Below are 17,715 nucleotides of genomic sequence, written 5' to 3'. Positions count from 1 at the left end.
AATTACGTTCCTCATCATCATGAATAACTATGAACCCGGAAAATACACTTTGCGTAACCAGTGCGGATAGTATTCGCATGTGCCAAACTGGCGCGATCGTTCAGGATTCTCAGAGGGCAGATCTCTCACAGCAGGTCACCGGTTTTTTTCAGGGAATTTTAAATACCAAAAACTGGCCTGCAAGGTGGTATTGTGGTGAATGGACGGACTTTCATGGGTGGCTCTACATCATCTCCGACCTGCTGATATGGGGCGCTTATTTTCTGATCCCAATATTCTTGATGAAAGTCGTCTTAAAAAGGCGCGACTTTCCTTTCCCAAATACCATCTGGCTTTTTGTAGCATTCATCATTTTGTGTGGTACAACACATTTTATTGATGCATTGATTTTCTGGATACCGGTTTACCGCCTTAGTGCATTGGTACGTTTTCTGACCGCGGCAGTTTCGGTCACGACAGTCTACTATCTCTTCAAAATATTTCCCAGCATATTGTCGATCAGGTCGGTAAGTGATTTGCAAAAGGAAATCGATGAACGCAACATTGTAGAGGAAAAGTTGGCGGCAAGCGAGTATCTCCTTACCGCCGCTGGCCAGGTTGGTAGGCTGGGAGGCTGGGAATATGACATTTCTACAAAAGCCTTCAACTGGACCATCACGTCCGGGGAGATTTTCGAAACGGACGAAAAAGCGATAAAAAAGGAGCAGGATTTACTGAGATTTTTCAATGAATCGGATCAGATGATCATTAAACTGGCTTTACTTAATACGCCGGAAACCAAAGTTTCGTGGGATTATGAATTGCAATTGAATACTGAAAGTCAGCAAAAGTGGGTTCGTTTCTCAGGTAATCCGCTGTTTGACAGAAATAATGAGGTTACCAAAGTACGTGGCGTCATTATGGATATTGACAGATACAAGACCGCTGAGTTAAACCTGATCAAATCAATCGACCAGATGGCACAGCAAAATAGTCAGCTTAAGAATTTTACCCATATTCTTTCCCATAATCTTCGCAACCATTCCAGTAACATTTCATCATTGACCACCTTTGTCGATGAGTCGCATTTAGAGGAGACTAACCTGGCGGTTTTTCAAAGGATAAAGGCGGTTTCAGGCCATTTGAACAACACTTTGGATGATCTTTCGCAATTGATTAAGATACGGGAAAGCCGGTTGGAGAGCGAAGAGCTTGATATAGTGTTGGTTACAAATAAGGTTCTTTCCGTACTGAGCGAAAGTCTTAATGAAACTGGTGCTACCGTAGATTTGAAATATGACTTAAAAACTGTTATGTTTCCGCAGATTTATCTCGAAAGCATCCTAATGAACCTTATTTCAAACGGAATCAAATATAAAAAGGATGATGAACCGGCACACATTACATTGAAATTTTATCTCAATGGTGACGGGGTAAAAGAACTTAAATACATAGATAAAGGAAAAGGTATAAACCTGGATTTACACGCAGATAAAGTATTCGGGTTATATAAAACATTCCATAAGCATAAAGATGCACATGGTGTCGGCCTGTTTTTAATCAAGAACCAGATCGAATCACACGGAGGTCGGATACAGGTTTTTAGCAAGGTAGGCCAGGGAACAACTTTTAAAATTACATTTAATGAATACGCTTGAAAGACTTTGTGTGGTCGACGACGATCCTGTTTTCACGTTTCTTCTCAAAAAGATCATTGAAAAGACACAGGTGACGCTCGAAACTGTGTTTTTTGAAAATGGCCAGGAAGCCATTGATTATCTGTTGGAATGTAATTTCCAGCAACAAAAATTGCCAGAATTGATATTACTCGACATCAATATGCCCATTTTGGACGGCTGGCAGTTTATTGATGAATATGCGAAGATTCATCCTTCTCTTTCGAAAGGAATTTCCATATTTATGGTGAGTTCTTCTACCGAAAATGAAGATTACGAACGCGCAATGTCAACCGGGTTTATTACTGACTACGTCCATAAGCCCATCTATGCAACGGAACTTCAGCAAATTGTGAACAAGGTACTTTCATTGAACTGATCTCTCAATAGGTTTTCAAAGCAGCCGTGTCTCCCGTTTCTTTCAGGATCTTTTTCAATCCATCCAGGTTCATCTTTAGTCCTTCTTCCGCATCAGGGGCAAAATTTTCATTGATAATACCGACCGGACCGCTATAACTGCTTCTTTTTACAATCTGCATCATTTCCATTTCAGCATCGCCCTGGCCTACTGGTACCACCTTCACTGGATTGCCTTTTTGCAATCCGGCCACGTTGAAGGCCATTAAGTGCGGGAGCATTTTGGGAAAGAATTTCGGAAAAGTTTCTATTTGCTCTTCGGCATGATGAAGGTTGTATACGATGCCAATATTGGGCTTTTTCAGGTAATTGATGATTTCAAGCTGATTCTCGGGTTCACCAAACCAGCCGCCATGATTGTAAAGTCCTACCGAGCAACCTATTTCGGCGGCTTTGTCCGCAATGTAAGCTACCGCCCGGGCATGCACATTGACCTTCTCCTGCTGGGTCATTTGATCCAGATCTTCAATACCGGCCACCATACACCAGATCTGTGTTTTTACCTTATGCCGCTTCAACACATCGAGAATGATCGCCAGATTCTTATCTTTTTCAGGTTCTGGGCCTGAGTATAGCCAGAACGCCTGCAAGTCAATTTTGTGAGATTTTAGAGCGTCCAGTTCCGCGTCAAAAGTGGGGATATGTTTTTCTCGCCAGTCGTAGGCCAATTTGTTAATACCCAGCCTATTCAACATTTCTGCACGTTCCACCGGACCTCTGTTCTTGCTGTCAAATGGCACAATGCACCACGCTATCAGGTTATCTTTTGCATAAATGTTTTTGGCTCCCTTTGCTTTTTGTGACCAGACATTCGAGGAGATAAAAAGTAAAATAGTCACTAAAATGAGCTGGAAACAAGTACCCTTTGGCGTAAAAGATTTGACTTTAAAGACTGGGGTCATGGTTTTAGGTTTAGAAATAAAGAGCAACGGTCACTATAAATATACTGTTGCTTCGTATGCCGGCTTTTCACAGAAAATGCCTGGCCCATGAGCTTATTACCTATGATCCAATATTGTGCTTTTCTTTCATTACTAGTCAATCGGGGTTGGCGTAAAATTGGAATTCATAAAAAATATTAAAACTTTGTCACAGCATACATGCCGGTAAATGTCAATCCTGATATTTACGGTTAACACACACTATCACCATGAAGCAACTTGCGCAAAACCTGCGAACAGGACAGACTATACTAGCAGAAGTTCCTGCTCCAATAGTCAAAAAAGGTTATGTTTTAATCCAATCACGTAAAAGCCTTATCTCTGCCGGCACTGAAAGGATGCTAGTTGAATTCAGCAAGGCAAATCTCTTCGAAAAAGCCCGTCAGCAACCTGAAAAGCTGATATTGGTATTAGATAAAATTAGATCTGATGGTTTCCTAAATACATTCAAAGCCGTTTCGGGCAGGCTTAATCAGCTTATGCCGCTGGGATATTGCAATGTTGGAGAAGTAATACAGGTGGGAGATGGGGTTTCGGGTTTTATGAACGGCGACAGGGTTGTAAGCAATGGCCCGCATGCCGAAATCGTGTGCGTTCCGGCAAACCTGGTAACAAAAATCCCATCAAATGTACCGGATGAAGAGGCAGTTTTTACGGTATTGGCAGCGATAGGGTTACAAGGTATAAGATTGCTTAAACCTGCTCTGGGAGAATCGGTTGTGGTAATTGGCTTAGGGTTAATCGGTTTGTTGGCTGCCACATTGCTCCGGGCCAATGGCTGCCGGGTTATAGGGATTGAGCCCGACTTAAAACGGCTTGAACTGGCAGTGAAAATGGGTATCCTGTCTATTAACCCCAATGATTGCGATGTTGCGAAACGGGTCGCTGACCTCACGGGCGGAGTTGGTGCCGATGGTGTGTTGATTGCTGCGTCTTCAAAATCCGGAGCGATTATTTCGCAGGCGGCCAGCATTGCGAGAAAGCGGGGTAAGATCGTCCTGATCGGTAATATCGGGTTGAATTTAAACCGTGCGGTTTTTTATCAAAAAGAATTAACATTCCAGGTTTCGTGTTCGTATGGCCCTGGCCGTTACGATCCAAATTATGAGCAAGGTGGCGTCGATTACCCCTTACCATTTGTCAGATGGACTGAAAACCGCAATTTTCAGGCGATTCTGGATATGCTTTCGATGGGACTGCTGAATGTGAAGCCGTTGATCTCGAATATCATTCCTTTGCAAGATTTTGGTCATTTCTATTCAAATAAATCAAATGCGCCTGCTACCATCATTAACTATCAACAACCGAATTTAACACCGGCTTTAAAAGAATTCAAAACCTCGTTTTTCCCTCCGACTGATTTGGTTTGCGGCATTATAGGAGCAGGTAACTTCACTCGAATGACCTTATTGCCTAATCTAAAAGGAAAAAGTCTGAAATACCTGGCAAGTCTTAGTGGTTTTACTGCCGCAGAATTGGCAAAGAAATATAAAATACCATTTGCAACCGCTGATTATCAGGTAATTCTGGCAGATAGCGAGGTCGATCTGGTATTTATCACGACCCGGCACGATCAGCATGCAAGAATGGTGATCGATGCGATGCAGGCGAAAAAACACATTTTTGTTGAAAAGCCACTGGCGATACTTCCTGCGGATTTGGAGGAAATCATCCATGTCTATCAGCAATCGGAAGCTTCTCTGACAGTTGGATTTAATCGCCGATTCTCTCCATATGCATTAAAAATGAAAAAGTTGCTTGTAGACGCCCCAATGAATGTGGTGGTGACCGTCAATGCGGGTTATCTGCCCATGGATGCCTGGCTCAACGACTTGTCGATCGGCGGCGGAAGGATTGTTGGCGAAGCTTGTCATTTTATTGATTTCATAACATTCTTAACTGGCAGTTTGATTAGCGAAGTATGCACGAACGCGCTGTCTGATCATTCTTCGTTTTGCCAGAATGGCAATATCTTGCTCCGGTATGCAAACGGATCGACCGGGGTAGTTAACTATTTTTCCAATGGACATTCAACTTATCCGAAAGAAAGGGTTGAGGTTTATTTCACAGGAAGGACATTAATTCTGGATGATTTTCGCAATCTGACAGGTTATGGGTTCAAGGGATTTTCCGGTTTGAAAATCAGGAAAGAAAAGGGTCATAAAGCCCAATTTGAGAAGCTATTAGAGTCAGTTAAGTCGGGCGGACCTGCAATTATAGCCTTTGAAGAAATCATTAATACTACCAGAGCGACGTTTGCTGCCGTTGAAAGTTTGAGGAAAGGAACTTGGATCAGGGTTCCGTGAGCATGTGGCGACTTCGAAATATCCGAAACCTGTTTGTATTTCTTCGGAACATGGGTCTGCGCTATTCGGCTTTCCGGATGTGGTATGAAATCCAGTTGCGGACGGGAAGGCTTGCCGGGCGCTTTCCTACCAAAACACGCAGCCAATCATTCATTTCACTTAAAATCTGGCGCGAATTGCCGGTTAAGTTCTTTTTCGAAGCAGGTCAAATCAATGTAAAAAAGAATAAATCGCTCTGTTATCTCAAAGACAATGCCTTGAATATCAGCCAGGATCGATTTCAGTATTTCAGTTCAAAATGGTATTCTGTTGCCGATTGGCATACCAATCCAGAAACAGGTTTTACTTATAATGCTGGCGCACATTGGACAAGAATCCCGGATTTTTCAAGAGAGTCTGGGGATATAAAATATGTTTGGGAAAAGTCCCGGTTTACTTTTTTGTATGACCTCATCCGGTATGATTATCATTTTGAAAATGATCAGTCAAGTCTCGTTTTTGAGTTGATAGCGGATTGGACAGATCGTAACCCGGTTAATTGCGGCCCAAACTGGAAATGCAGCCAGGAAATTACATTACGTGTATTGAACTGGGTTTTTGCGCTCCATTACTATCGTTTTTCAAAGACATTGAACCAGGAGAGATTTGATAAAATCATGAATAGCATTCACCAGCAAATACGTCATGTAGAAGAAAATATCAGCTTTTCGCTGATTGCTGTCAGGAGTAATCATGCTTTGACTGAGTGTCTCGGACTTTATTTAATTGGCTTGCTTTTTCCGTTTTTTCCCGAAAGTGGGCGCTGGAAAGAGAAAGGGAAAAGATATTTTGAACAGGAAATAAGTTACCAAATCTATCCGGACGGTACATTTCTCCAATTTTCGATGAATTACCATCGCATTGTCGTCCAATTATTGACATGGGCAATCGGTCTTGCTGATTTGAATGGAGAAAAGTGGGGAGATGTCGTCTATGATCGGGCAGAAAAGTCGCTTTTGTTTCTAAGGACTTGTCAGGATGAAAAAACGGGTCAGCTTCCCAATTACGGAAACAATGATGGCGCATTGTTTTTTCCAATAACATCTTGCGAATTCCGTGATTTTCGGCCGCAGTTGGCCGCGTTGGGATCCTTACTAGGTTTTAAAAGTTTTTATGAAAATGGAGAGTGGGAAGAAGAAGCAGCCTGGTTTTCAGGTCGTGATTACTTGAAAAAACCAAAGCTGGAAACTCCTGCAATTAAGCCAGTTTCAACTTTTCCTGATGGAAGTTATCATGTTTTACGGGATTACAAGACAATTGCATTTTTAAGGTGTGGAAGCTACAAGAACAGACCTTTTCAGGCCGATCATCTGCATCTGGACATATGGGTAGATGGTCACAATATCCTTCGCGATGCGGGATCGTACTTATATAACACGGATGAAAAGTGGACAAAATACTTCTCTGGAACTGCATCCCATAATACAGTGATGCTTGGCGATTTTGATCAGATGCAAAAGTGCGGCCGTTTTATCTGGTGGGATTGGATTAAGAAAGCAAAAGGTTCGGTGAATGAGACGCCTGAACACTGGTTGATCGAGGCGGAATTGGAGGGTTTTGGACATTTGGGCAAGGGGATTTCGCATAAAAGGAAAGTGTTCAAACGCAAAGGATATCTGGAATGGATCATAGAGGATTCGGTCAGAAACGCACCGCCAGATTTGCCAATGAATCAAATCTGGCATCCGTCAGATGAATTCTTCGACCATTATCATTTGAGAGCCTATCATGAAGATGGCTCTGAATTAACGCCAATTGAAACAGAAGGATGGTTTTCTGAAACTTATGGAAGCAAGATGAGCTGTCGGAGGGTGGTTTTTTCTTCATCAGGGAGGTTTATCAGGGCTGTGATTCGTTGGAAGGAATAAAATGAAAATCAGGAGATATTCTTTATTTGTAAGAAAACAATCGTGCGTATGACACTGACAATCAACATTGACGAGCAGAAACTGACTAAGGTGAAACAGTTAGCAGAATCCAAAGGAGACACTGTAGAGCATATTATTGAAAAATATTTGGAAAATATTATCTCAGATAGTGACCAAAGCACAAATTCCACGTCAAAGGGAGAAAGGGATCTGTCCATTGAGCAAGACACAATATCTGCGACTGAAATGATTAGGCGTTTGCAGCAAAAAGCAGGCTCAATCCCATCCCGGACTTTGACGAGAAAAGTGATTTTAGAAATGCACATTCTACTAATACATCAATATTTTCTTAAAGATCATGATGGCGGCGGTTCGCGATGGAATGAAATGAGCAGGATATGGGTGAGAGAGGGTCATAAAGTCTCAGTTTTGGCGGGAACAGCGAATTATATGGCAGTGGCTTCAGAAAAGCGCGTTGACTTTATTGCAACCAAACGGAATGTTGATGGCGTGACGGTAATTCGTTGCAGGGTATCGGATCAGTATAATTCCAGCTTTGCCGGAAGGCTTGCAGGCTATTTCTCTTTTGTTTTTTCATCCGTTTTGGGAGGAATATTTTATGCAAGGAATACGTATGATTTGATTGTCGTTACATCCCCGCCATTATCAGTAGGAATCACCGCTTTACTATTATCTTTTTGGAAAAAAATCCCTTTTGTACTAGAAATAAGGGACTTGTGGCCTGAATCGGCAATCGATACAGGCGCTTTGAAGAATCCGCTACTGATTCGGTTGTCTTTTGCTTTTGAAAAATACCTTTACAGGAAGGCCCGGCTAATCAATGTCCTCACTCCCGCATTCAAAGATATTCTGGTTGGTAAAAAAGGAGTCGATCAAGACAAAATAGTGTATGTTCCCAATGCTGCGGATTTCGATCTTTCAGAAAAGGCATCTTTACAGTTTGATCGGGCCGTCTTTCGTGAAAAACTATGTATTACAGATCAATTCGTGATCATTTACGTCGGGGCTCATGGCGTGGCAAACCATTTGATCCAACTTATCGAGGCTGCTGAATTGCTTCGTGATACGAATGTATGCTTTCTATTAATCGGGGATGGAATGCAGAAACAAGAACTTCAACAGGAAACCGAACGTCGAGGTATATTGAATGTAAGATTTATGGATCCAATGCCCAAATCTGAAATCTTCCGGTACATTCTGGCGGCGGATATCGGTATCTCAGTATTAAAAAAAGCGGAGGCTTTCAAAAAAGTTTACAGCAACAAAACATTTGACTATTTTTCTTGCAAAAGACCGGTAATCATGGCCATTGACGGTATTTCCAAACAATTAGTAGAAGAGGCCAAAGCGGGTTTTTTTGTGGAGCCGGAAAATGCTATTGCTTTGGCTGTCCTGATTAACTTTTGTCGAAAAGATCCTGAGCTATTGGTACAGCTAGGAGAAAATGGGTACCGATATGCCAAAGCACATTTTGACAGGAACTTCCTGGCAAAAAAATATCTTAACCATTTACTGCTGTTAGTAAGGTAAGAGCAATTCAGGCCTTTGAGACACGCACTGGAATAAAAGATTACTCTATCTTTGCAATAGGGTAGCCACTCGGTACTAGAACAAGCGATTTTGTCAGAATATTTTAAGAACATATCGGAAGGAATCAATACCACGATTGTTGGTATGAAGCTCACGCTGAGTCACTTTTGGAGTTCGCGCCACCGCCGTAAATCCAGTGATATCCGGTCTGGCAATTTTTACGACCAGGGCGAGGGCATGGTCACCGTCCAATATCCCCGAGAAACCATACCCATTCCCGACAACGGACGCTATCGCCTTCACAATGAGATGGATGACTGCATTGTTTGCGATAAATGCGTAAAAGTCTGCCCTGTCGATTGTATTGAAATAGAGCCTATTCGCGCCATTGAAGAGGTCGGACGTGCCTCTGATGGTTCACCGATCAGGCTGTATGCAGCGAAGTTTGATATTGACATGGCCAAATGCTGTTACTGCGGTCTTTGCACAACAGTTTGCCCAACGGAATGTCTGACAATGACTAAAACATTTGATTATAGCGAGTTGGACGTTCGGGATATGGTTTACAATTATGCCAATCTGACACCCGAAGAAGCGGATGAAAAGCGTAGGTTACTGGATCAGTTTCAAAAAGAAAAAGAAGCATCAAAAATTGCCGCCAAGCCAGCGACGGTACCTCTTTCAGAATCCGCTACACCTGCCGCGCGGCCTGTGTTTAAGCCAACAATCAAGCCCAAACCTCAGGAAATTGAGGCGAAGGTTGAAATAATTGAAGACAAGGAAGATGTGGAAAAACCTGCAGCTAAGCCGGTTTTCCGCCCGACGATAAAGCCTAAAACTACTACCCAGCCAGTTGACGAAAAACCTGTTTCAGAGGTTGAATCCCCGCCAGTACCACCGAAGCCAGTATTTCGTCCAACCATTAAACCGAAACCGCCGAAGGAATAGTTGGTCGAGATTTTGAAACATCAGTTATTTTTTTCTATGGAGGCAGCAGCATTTTACGGATTTTCACTATTGGCGGTAACTGCTGCGGTATTTATTTTATTTTCAAAAAACCTCATTCATGCAGCATTTGCCCTTTTTCTTGCGTTTTTGGGTGTTGCAGCATTGTTTGTTCTGGCAGGCGCAGATTTTCTTGGGGTTTCGCAAATAATGATCTATGTTGGCGGAATTCTTGTGTTACTGATTTTTGGGATTATGCTTACTCAAAATATCAACAAAAGCGACGATTCGTCGAGGCATAATAAGGTCGAAGTACTTGTAAAACGAGAGGTTTGGGGCTTTTTGATCGGTTTGGGTTTTTTTGCAGTTCTTATCAAAATCATTTTTAAATCTGATTTTAAAATGAAAGGAGATGCAATGATCAGCAAGTCTACGATCAAAACAATTGGAGTTGAATTGATGACGAGCCACTTATTTCCATTTGAAGTCGCGGCGGTTTTACTTTTGGTTGCACTGGTAGGAGCCGCCTATCTTGCGTTGAACCGCAATCCTACGCCATGACAACGATACCAATTCAGCATTATCTGTTTGTCGCGGCGGCCATCTTTTGCATTGGACTGGCCATTGCAATCACAAAGCGGCACTTTATCGGTATTTTGATTGGCATTGAGCTGATGCTTAATGCAGTTAATATCAATTTGGTAGCATTTGGAAGGCATGATCCTGAGCGGCTGACTGGTCAGCTTTTTGCCCTTTTTGTAATTGTAGTTGCGGCTGCTGAGGTGACTGTTGCTCTTGCGATCATATTAAGAGTTTACGGTCGCTTCCAAACTGTTGACCCTGATGAGGTAAGTGAATTAAAGAAGTAAACGATCCTTTGCTCCATGAACTGGCTATTCTTGTTTTTCGCTTTTATGATCGGGATTAGCAATACCGTCCAGTCGGGCGTTAATGCGCAGCTTCGCGAGTCTTTTAATAACCCTATCCTGGCTGCAATCACTTCGTTTTTTGTCGGATTTGTTGTTTTGCTGATTGCATTTGCCTGCTTCAATCAAAATCCCGTCCCGTCGCTTAGCGAAATCAAGCAAGTTCCATGGACCCGTTTTATGGGAGGTGTCCTGGGTGCATTTTACGTGATGACCGTGATATTTATTATCCGCGATATTGGCCCGGCAAATATGATCTGTCTGGTTGTTGCAGGCCAAATGATCGCAGCAATGACCATAGACCATTTTGGATTTCAGGGCTTTGCACCACATCAGATCACTTTGCCAAGGATAGCCGGGGCGGTTTTGCTTGTTGCAGGTGTTTATTTAATTCTAAAAAATTAGACAAAAAAAGCATTTCCTCTCGAAAATGCTGCCTTGCATCAATGCGATATCTAAGGAATGCGTTTAAAAACAAATAAGTCTGCAAAAACCCATTTGTTATCTTCCATTTTTCCACGTTGTATCACTAGCTGATTCTGTGAGCGACGCTCGTATATTATCCTTACCGAAATATCATCTTTTTCAAATAGGGCCTGATTTTTCTTTGCCTCAATGAAATTATAAGTATCAGACACAGCCTTTTCTTCCAACGCTATTAAGCCAGGTTTGAAATGCTTAACCCGCGCCACCGGCCCTTTTTCGGTTTGTTCAAATGCGAATAGCTCGTATAAGGCGGGCTTATTGTCCTTAATCATCCTGATATATCCAATCACATTGTCACCTGCTGGCGCTGTCCATGAAGCCTCAATCGGTCCACCGTTATAGGTTCCAAGCCAGTGACCTTCTAGAAAACTGATATCGTTCAATGTCCCCGTTGTTGTTTGAGCCTGCGAGGTATTCGCCAGCAGCATAAGAGCCAAAAGCGTCGAATAAATTTTTGTAAAACTGATTTTCTCGAATCGAGTCATTTTGGGATTAGGTTTAATTAGAGAAGCAAGTTAAGCGAATAGGGGATTGGTTGAAAAGGAAAGCAGGAACATTTAAGAAATAAATTCCAGGTAGTTGCTTTGATTTATGAGTGTAAATGTGGCTTCTGGGTAGGCTGTTTTGAAAATAGCAGGCAACTTGTAGTGGTCATTTTTCCATTTAAATTCAAAAGCGGAAAGTTGGCCATTTTCCAGTTCCAGCAGATCGATCTCTTGCTGGTCGTATGTGCGCCAAAAGTAGTGATCCACATATCTATAATTGTAACTTAATAGTTTTATCCGTTCACTGATCAGGTAGTTTTCCCAGATTTCACCAATATCGGTACGTAAGGAAATAGGCTTGAACTCATTGATAATGGCATTTCGGATACCATTGTCGTAAAAATACCAGCGTGTGCTTTTGGTTACTTCTTTCCTGAGATTTTTGCTGTAACCTCCTATTTTTTTGAGAATAAAGACTTTTGATAAAAGATCCAGATACTTTTCAACGGTATTCTTACTTATATTCAAGGTATTGCCAAGCTCCTGCATAGACACTTCTTTTCCTAATTGATAGGCGATTAAACGCAGCAGATCCTTGATTTTGTCGGTATTGCGAACTCCTTCATATGCCAGAATGTCTTTGAGCAAATAAGAATTAACCAGATCTTTAAGATAAAGCTCTTTCTCCCTTAATGTGGTCATTTGAAACAATTCGGGGTAACCGCCGTAAATGATGCGTTCTTCCAAATTCTGACGTGTTTGAAGTGCATTTTCAATCGGGAGTAGTTCTGCTTGTGCAATGGGATATAAGTTGTGAAAATAACTTCTGCCCGTGAGCGGTTCTCCCGATTGCTGTGCGAGATCAAATGCTGAGGAGCCAGTTGCTATTATTTTAAGGCCCGGAACATGATCAACAATGAGTTTCAGCTTTTTACCAACATCCGGAATTGCCTGGGCTTCATCAATAACAAGCAGTTCAGTGTCAGAGAATATTCTTTTGTAATTGGCAATGCTAACTTCTGAGAGCAGATTCTGCACATTGACATCTTCTCCTTCCATCATGAAGACTTTATCTGACGTTTCCCGGATAATTTTCTGGATCAGAAAGGTTTTGCCAACGCGCCTTGTTCCCATGATGACATTCACCTTATTGGGTTTAAGCCGTTCGAGAATGGAACTATGTAATGCTCTTTGTATGTCCATCTGTTAATTCAGTCATTATGTTGACGCAATTTAGCTAAATTCAGTCATTATGTTGACGCAATTTAGCTAAAATCAGTCATTACGTTGACGGAATTTCGGTATAGTACAAAAAATTAGCTGTCTTGTTTCCAAAACAGCTGAATAATAAACAATTCTTTATCCTAGTAGGCTCTCTCTAATTTCCCTTCATGCGAGTTGGAGAATGCTTTGTTAACCACTTTGTTTCCACCCAACGTTGGGTAATTACCGGTGAAGTACCAGTCTCCCAAGTGGCCTGGGCAGGCTTTATGCAAATTGTCAACAGTTTGAAAAACAACAGAAAGCTCTGCATTCAAGTCCTTTGGACGAATGATCTCAGCAATTTTCTGAGAAATCTCTTCATCTGTAAACGGATCATACAACGCTTTTACATAGTTGGTATGATATGGATTTTTGGTTGCGATGGATGTTACGCTTTGCATATATACATCTTCCAGCAAATATTCCAGATCACGTTCTTCCAACAATTTAAGGACCGCCCTGAATGCAACAAAATCCTTCATTTTCGACATATCAATTCCGTAACAGTCCGGAAAGCGGATTTGCGGTGCCGATGATGCGACCACTATTTTTTTCGGGTTCAGCCGATCCAGCATAGTCAAAATGCTTTTTTCAAGCGTCGTACCCCTAACAATGGAATCGTCAATGATCACCACGGTATCGATATTCTTGCGAACCACCTCGAAAGTAGTGTCATAAACACTCGACACCATGTCGTCGCGCAATGCATCAGCTGTGATGAATGTTCGGGATTTCACATCCTTAGTTACGAGCTTTTCAATCCTTGGACGGAAAGACAATACTCTTTCAAGATCTGCTTCGAACAGGATACCTTCCATGATCGCTTGCTTCCGTTTCTTGGAAAGATATTCCTCCAAACCTTCAATCATTCCCAGAAAAGCAGTTTCTGCCGTATTTGGAATGTAGGAGAAGATTGTATTTTCGAGATCGTAGTTAACCTCTTTAAGTATTTGCGGGATCAGAAGTTTACCAAGCTGCTTGCGTTCATTGTAAATATCGGGATCGGTGCCGCGGGAGAAATAAATCCGCTCGAAGCTGCAAGAGCGTTTTTCAAGTCTTGGCAGGATAGGAAACTCATTATACTCCCCATTTTTGTCTATAATCAATGCGGAGCCAGGTGTTATTTCCTTGATCTGACTATATTCGACGTTGAACGCTGCTTTGATTGCCTGTTTTTCAGAGGCAACCACAACTACTTCATCATCAGCATAATAAAAAGCAGGACGAATGCCGGAAGGATCACGAATAACAAAAGATGCGCCGTAGCCTGTCAACCCGCACATGGCATAACCGCCATCAAAATCGCGGCATGACCTATAAAGCAACCGCTGCAAATCAATGTTATCTTCGATGACATCCGAAAGCGTCGGATTTTCATAAATTCCTTTGAACCGCTCGAACACTCTTTGATTTTCTTCATCCAGGAAATGTCCAATTTTCTCCATCACCGTCACAGTATCCACTTTTTCTTTTGGATGCTGTCCAAGCGATACCAACTTACCGAAAAGTTCGTCCACATTGGTCATATTGAAATTCCCGGCCATCACCAGGTTCCGGCTTCTCCAGTTACTTTGACGAAGCATTGGATGGCAGTTCTCCACTTCATTGGTGCCGTGCGTTCCGTACCTCAGATGCCCTAGCCAAACTTCGCCTGTAAAGGCGAGGTTTTCCTGCAGCCACTTACCATCAGAAGCACGGTCTTTGTGGTCCTTTAAACCTTTGCGAAATTTCTTGTGGATTTTGGAAAAAATATCCGTAAGAGGTTGAGGTTCTACGGATCTATATCTGCTGATATATCGTCTCCCAGGCGGAACGTCGATCTTAATATTGGCTACTCCGGCTCCATCTTGTCCTCGGTTGACCTGTTTTTCCATCATTACCGAAAGCTTGTGAACGGCGTAAAGCGGCGTGTCGTACTTGTCGATGTAGTATTGATAAGGTTTTCTAAGACGGATAAGTGCTATACCGCACTCATGCTTAATGGCGTCGCTCATAAGAAGAGTTGTGCGTTAGAATATTTTTTGTTTGCTCGTATGCAAAGCGTATTCCTGAATAGTAAGTTAACGAATTTATATTCTCGTTTAGTTCGCTAACTATGCAAAGGTACAAATCCTCAGGCTTAAAAAACTGCAAATCTGCCCGGATTCTTCCCTCCTCTTCCAGCCCGGTCAAAATAACACATTGACCAGCCTAACTTACAGAAAGATAACTAATTTTGATCAATAAGGTTTTATAAATCATATATGCTTCACAAAACCCGCGGAATTGCTTTAAGCTATATTCGCTACCGGGAATCCTCCATTATAGCAAAAATCTATACTGAAACTTTTGGGATACAAACCTATATTGTGAATGGTGTGCGCAGCAGCAAGTCAAGAAATAACCGCATAGCCTTGTTTCAGCCGCTTACATTGCTGGAAATGGTTGTATATCACAAGAATAAAGAAGATACCCTGCACAGAATCTCCGAAATCAAATGTTATGCCCCATTTTACAGTATTCCTTATGAAATACTGAAATCCAGCCTGGCCCTATTTGTGACGGAGATTTTGACCAAGACACTCAAAGAAGAGGAAAGCAATGAATATTTATTTCAGTTTATCGAAAGGTCAGTGTTATTCCTGGATGGCGCAGAGGGGGATTTTGAGAATTTCCATATTCAATTTCTTTTAGAGCTCTCTAACTATCTGGGATTTGGAATTGAAACGATTGGAGATCTTGAAAATGAATTAAACAGCAATCATTTCCCCCAACTATCGGATTTTGTAGAGCAAAATGCGATGGACCAGCTCCTGAATAATGGTTACGGGATCAGCATCCATCTTGATCGGGCAAGGCGCATCCGGATTCTGGAAAAACTCATTTTCTTCTATAAGATCCACATGGATTCTCTTACTGAAATCAAATCATTGGAAGTTTTACAGGAAGTTTTGCGTTAATACCCAAGATTTCAACGCATTCAATTGGCATAATTTTGATAACGTATAGTGTAAATTTAAAACCTGAATTAATGATGAAAAACAAACATATTCTTACGCTCATTTTTTTGCTCAGTTCTCTGCTTGCAATAAGCCAGGTGCCAAAAGGCGCATGGAAATCCCAGGAACCTACTGGTAGCGCATCCACTCTGATTGTTGCAGACAATTATATGGTCATTGCGTCTTACAGTGTAGGGAACAAATATTTTGAAAGAACCGAAGGCGGACCATTTACCATAAGTGGCGATCAAATGACATATACACCTGAATTCAATTCTGCCGATACCTCTAAAATTGGAATACCAATTGTGTTCACAGTTATCGTTAAGGATGATATACTTACATTGAAATATGAGGAAGCAATGGTTTGGATGCGTGTCGACGATGCGACTAATGTACCTATGGCTGGCGCTTGGCACATTACTGAACGTGCAAATGATGGACAGGGCGGGTTGGTTCAAATACACCAGGAAGGTACCCGAAAGACACTAAAGTTATTGTCTGGAACCCGGTTTCAGTGGTTCGCCATCGATCCGGCGGTAAAGGGATTTTATGCAACGGGTGGAGGTATTTATATTGCCAAAAACGGCCAATACACAGAAAACATTCAGTTTTTTTCAAAAGATAATAATCGCGTAGGATCTTCCCTGAAGTTTAACTACAAACTGGACAACGGGAAGTGGGACCATAGCGGTAAAAGCAGTGATGGCAAACCTGTCCACGAAGTTTGGGAAAAGATACAGTAGTATTCACCATTAACTATTTAGATTTATTCAAAATAATTATCGCTAAACTTTTGAATGATTCTAAATAGGTATTACTTTTGAAAAGTTATAACAGCAACCGGGGATGAGTGCTTTTACATTAAATGATTATACTGTTGTATCTGAGGAAGACAATTTCTGGATGAAGTCTTTTGACGGGAATGTCGATTGCGTATTTAAGAAATGCTGTAAGAGTTATAAAAATAGTGGGAAGCGCTGCAAAAAGTGCCCCAAAAAATAGTGCTGTAACTTTTAACAAGTAATACAGTTCATGGTGAATAATTGTAAGAAAGGGAGTGCCTTGTAGCACTCCCTTTTCTATGCGCAATCAGGAGTAAGCTATACTTTCCGCTTCAACTCAAAATTCTGACCTAAATAAACCCTTCTAACTACCTCATCTTCCGCCAATTCTTCCGCGCTCCCCTGTTTCAGTATTTTGCCTTCAAATAATAGATATGCGCGGTCTGTAATGGACAATGTTTCATTTACATTATGATCGGTGATCAGGATTCCAATATTCTTATGCTTCAGTTTGGAAACAATACTCTGAATGTCTTCCACAGCGATTGGGTCAACTCCCGCGAATGGCTCATCCAGGAGGATAAATTTTGGATCCACGGCAAGTGATCGTGCGATTTCAGTCCGCCGCCTCTCCCCACCCGACAACACCATTCCTTTGCTTTTGCGAACATGTCCCAAATGAAATTCTTCTAATAATTCCTCGACTTTCAGTTTTTGGTCATTTCGTGAAAGATCGGTCATTTCAAGAACGGCTTTGATATTCTCTTCAACGGTCAAGGAACGAAATACCGACGCTTCCTGGGCAAGATAGCCGAGGCCAAGGCGGGCCCGTTTATACATGGGAAGGCTTGTGATATCTTTATCGTCTAAAAACACTTTACCGCTATTGGGTTTTACCAAACCGACAGCCATATAAAAGGAGGTAGTTTTTCCAGCACCGTTTGGCCCCAACAATCCTACAATTTCTCCCTGCTCGACCTGGTAGCTTACATTATTATTTACAAGACGTACCCCGTATTTTTTTACAAGGTTTTCTGTTCTGAGTATCATGTCTGTTTTATAAATCAACA

At 41.8% G+C, this 17,715-nt stretch carries 16 protein-coding genes; 11 read left to right on the top strand and 5 right to left on the bottom strand.

The genetic code is table 11. From position 1 onward, the window contains the following. Positions 1-29: 29 nt before the first annotated feature. Together FHS68_RS23595 and FHS68_RS23590 are read left to right on the top strand one after the other, a co-directional pair. A complete protein-coding gene (locus tag FHS68_RS23595) occupies positions 30-1,637 on the top strand; it encodes a sensor histidine kinase (protein WP_167275780.1) in 1,608 nt (535 codons plus the stop codon). Continuing rightward, complete coding sequence (locus FHS68_RS23590; protein ID WP_167275778.1) at positions 1,624-2,034, top strand: response regulator; 411 nt, start codon at positions 1,624-1,626, stop codon at positions 2,032-2,034. Before FHS68_RS23595 ends, FHS68_RS23590 begins: the two co-directional genes overlap by 14 nt. Positions 2,035-2,038: 4 nt before the next feature. Here the strand turns inward: FHS68_RS23590 and FHS68_RS23585 are convergent, their stop codons facing one another. Continuing rightward, on the bottom strand, positions 2,039-2,974 hold the full coding sequence (locus FHS68_RS23585; protein ID WP_208408414.1) for a sugar phosphate isomerase/epimerase family protein: 936 nt from the start codon (positions 2,972-2,974) through the stop codon (positions 2,039-2,041). A 248-nt stretch (positions 2,975-3,222) separates the two neighbouring features. Between FHS68_RS23585 and FHS68_RS23580 the strand changes: the two genes are divergently transcribed. From FHS68_RS23580 to FHS68_RS23550, 7 genes are all read left to right on the top strand, one after another. Continuing rightward, a complete protein-coding gene (locus FHS68_RS23580; RefSeq protein ID WP_167275775.1) occupies positions 3,223-5,319 on the top strand; it encodes a bi-domain-containing oxidoreductase in 2,097 nt (698 codons plus the stop codon). A gap of 2 nt (positions 5,320-5,321) precedes the next feature. Next, positions 5,322-7,226 carry a heparinase II/III family protein gene (locus tag FHS68_RS23575; protein ID WP_167275772.1) on the top strand — a complete coding sequence of 635 codons (1,905 nt, stop codon included), beginning with the start codon at positions 5,322-5,324 and terminating at the stop codon, positions 7,224-7,226. A gap of 48 nt (positions 7,227-7,274) precedes the next feature. After that, on the top strand, positions 7,275-8,777 hold the full coding sequence (locus FHS68_RS23570) for a glycosyltransferase (RefSeq protein WP_229212039.1): 1,503 nt from the start codon (positions 7,275-7,277) through the stop codon (positions 8,775-8,777). 144 nt (positions 8,778-8,921) lie between these two features. Next, positions 8,922-9,725 (top strand): 4Fe-4S binding protein, encoded by an 804-nt coding sequence (locus FHS68_RS23565; protein WP_167275769.1) that lies wholly within the window; start codon positions 8,922-8,924, stop codon positions 9,723-9,725. A gap of 36 nt (positions 9,726-9,761) precedes the next feature. Then, positions 9,762-10,283, top strand: coding sequence for an NADH-quinone oxidoreductase subunit J family protein (locus FHS68_RS23560; protein WP_167275767.1), 522 nt, complete (start codon positions 9,762-9,764; stop codon positions 10,281-10,283). Then, positions 10,280-10,591: an NADH-quinone oxidoreductase subunit NuoK gene (nuoK, locus tag FHS68_RS23555; RefSeq protein ID WP_167275765.1), complete on the top strand. Its 312-nt coding sequence runs from the start codon at positions 10,280-10,282 to the stop codon at positions 10,589-10,591. The genes FHS68_RS23560 and nuoK overlap by 4 nt, the downstream gene beginning before the upstream one ends. A gap of 15 nt (positions 10,592-10,606) precedes the next feature. Then, positions 10,607-11,053 carry a DMT family transporter gene (locus FHS68_RS23550; protein ID WP_167275763.1) on the top strand — a complete coding sequence of 149 codons (447 nt, stop codon included), beginning with the start codon at positions 10,607-10,609 and terminating at the stop codon, positions 11,051-11,053. Between the two features lie 50 nt (positions 11,054-11,103). On the opposite strand, the gene FHS68_RS23545 is transcribed toward FHS68_RS23550, so the two are convergent. The 3 genes from FHS68_RS23545 to FHS68_RS23535 all read right to left on the bottom strand — a co-directional run bounded on the left by FHS68_RS23545 (position 11,104) and on the right by FHS68_RS23535 (position 14,876). After that, entirely contained in the window at positions 11,104-11,562 is a 459-nt protein-coding gene (locus tag FHS68_RS23545; RefSeq protein WP_167275894.1) for a DUF6265 family protein, read from the bottom strand. Between the two features lie 129 nt (positions 11,563-11,691). Further along, the gene (locus tag FHS68_RS23540) at positions 11,692-12,822 is read right to left on the bottom strand and encodes an ATP-binding protein (RefSeq protein ID WP_167275760.1); all 1,131 of its coding nucleotides are present in this window, start codon (positions 12,820-12,822) and stop codon (positions 11,692-11,694) included. Positions 12,823-12,983: 161 nt separating this feature from the next. After that, positions 12,984-14,876, bottom strand: a complete 1,893-nt coding sequence (locus FHS68_RS23535) for an amidophosphoribosyltransferase (protein ID WP_167275758.1) — start codon at positions 14,874-14,876, stop codon at positions 12,984-12,986. 249 nt (positions 14,877-15,125) lie between these two features. On the opposite strand from FHS68_RS23535, the gene recO reads away from it, so the two are divergent. Then, positions 15,126-15,821: a DNA repair protein RecO gene (recO, locus tag FHS68_RS23530; RefSeq protein WP_167275755.1), complete on the top strand. Its 696-nt coding sequence runs from the start codon at positions 15,126-15,128 to the stop codon at positions 15,819-15,821. A 71-nt stretch (positions 15,822-15,892) separates the two neighbouring features. Continuing rightward, positions 15,893-16,606 carry a DUF4488 domain-containing protein gene (locus FHS68_RS23525; protein WP_229212038.1) on the top strand — a complete coding sequence of 238 codons (714 nt, stop codon included), beginning with the start codon at positions 15,893-15,895 and terminating at the stop codon, positions 16,604-16,606. Positions 16,607-16,963: 357 nt separating this feature from the next. On the opposite strand, the gene lptB is transcribed toward FHS68_RS23525, so the two are convergent. Next, positions 16,964-17,695 (bottom strand): LPS export ABC transporter ATP-binding protein, encoded by a 732-nt coding sequence (gene lptB / locus FHS68_RS23520; protein WP_167275753.1) that lies wholly within the window; start codon positions 17,693-17,695, stop codon positions 16,964-16,966. Positions 17,696-17,715: the final 20 nt, after the last annotated feature.

The organism is Dyadobacter arcticus, assembly GCF_011762185.1.
GTDB classification, from domain to species: domain Bacteria; phylum Bacteroidota; class Bacteroidia; order Cytophagales; family Spirosomataceae; genus Dyadobacter; species Dyadobacter arcticus.
The sequence above is the reverse complement of the archived record's forward strand: the minus strand, read 5'-3'. Positions and strand labels throughout refer to the sequence as shown.

Coding starts and splice junctions, on each gene's coding strand:
- FHS68_RS23595 (WP_167275780.1), top strand. CDS start 30: ATGAACCCGGAAAATACACTTTGCGTAACCAGTGCGGATAGTATTCGC.
- FHS68_RS23590 (WP_167275778.1), top strand. CDS start 1,624: ATGAATACGCTTGAAAGACTTTGTGTGGTCGACGACGATCCTGTTTTC.
- FHS68_RS23585 (WP_208408414.1), bottom strand. CDS start 2,974: ATGACCCCAGTCTTTAAAGTCAAATCTTTTACGCCAAAGGGTACTTGT.
- FHS68_RS23580 (WP_167275775.1), top strand. CDS start 3,223: ATGAAGCAACTTGCGCAAAACCTGCGAACAGGACAGACTATACTAGCA.
- FHS68_RS23575 (WP_167275772.1), top strand. CDS start 5,322: ATGTGGCGACTTCGAAATATCCGAAACCTGTTTGTATTTCTTCGGAAC.
- FHS68_RS23570 (WP_229212039.1), top strand. CDS start 7,275: ATGACACTGACAATCAACATTGACGAGCAGAAACTGACTAAGGTGAAA.
- FHS68_RS23565 (WP_167275769.1), top strand. CDS start 8,922: ATGAAGCTCACGCTGAGTCACTTTTGGAGTTCGCGCCACCGCCGTAAA.
- FHS68_RS23560 (WP_167275767.1), top strand. CDS start 9,762: ATGGAGGCAGCAGCATTTTACGGATTTTCACTATTGGCGGTAACTGCT.
- nuoK (WP_167275765.1), top strand. CDS start 10,280: ATGACAACGATACCAATTCAGCATTATCTGTTTGTCGCGGCGGCCATC.
- FHS68_RS23550 (WP_167275763.1), top strand. CDS start 10,607: ATGAACTGGCTATTCTTGTTTTTCGCTTTTATGATCGGGATTAGCAAT.
- FHS68_RS23545 (WP_167275894.1), bottom strand. CDS start 11,562: ATGCTGCTGGCGAATACCTCGCAGGCTCAAACAACAACGGGGACATTG.
- FHS68_RS23540 (WP_167275760.1), bottom strand. CDS start 12,822: ATGGACATACAAAGAGCATTACATAGTTCCATTCTCGAACGGCTTAAA.
- FHS68_RS23535 (WP_167275758.1), bottom strand. CDS start 14,876: ATGAGCGACGCCATTAAGCATGAGTGCGGTATAGCACTTATCCGTCTT.
- recO (WP_167275755.1), top strand. CDS start 15,126: ATGCTTCACAAAACCCGCGGAATTGCTTTAAGCTATATTCGCTACCGG.
- FHS68_RS23525 (WP_229212038.1), top strand. CDS start 15,893: ATGATGAAAAACAAACATATTCTTACGCTCATTTTTTTGCTCAGTTCT.
- lptB (WP_167275753.1), bottom strand. CDS start 17,695: ATGATACTCAGAACAGAAAACCTTGTAAAAAAATACGGGGTACGTCTT.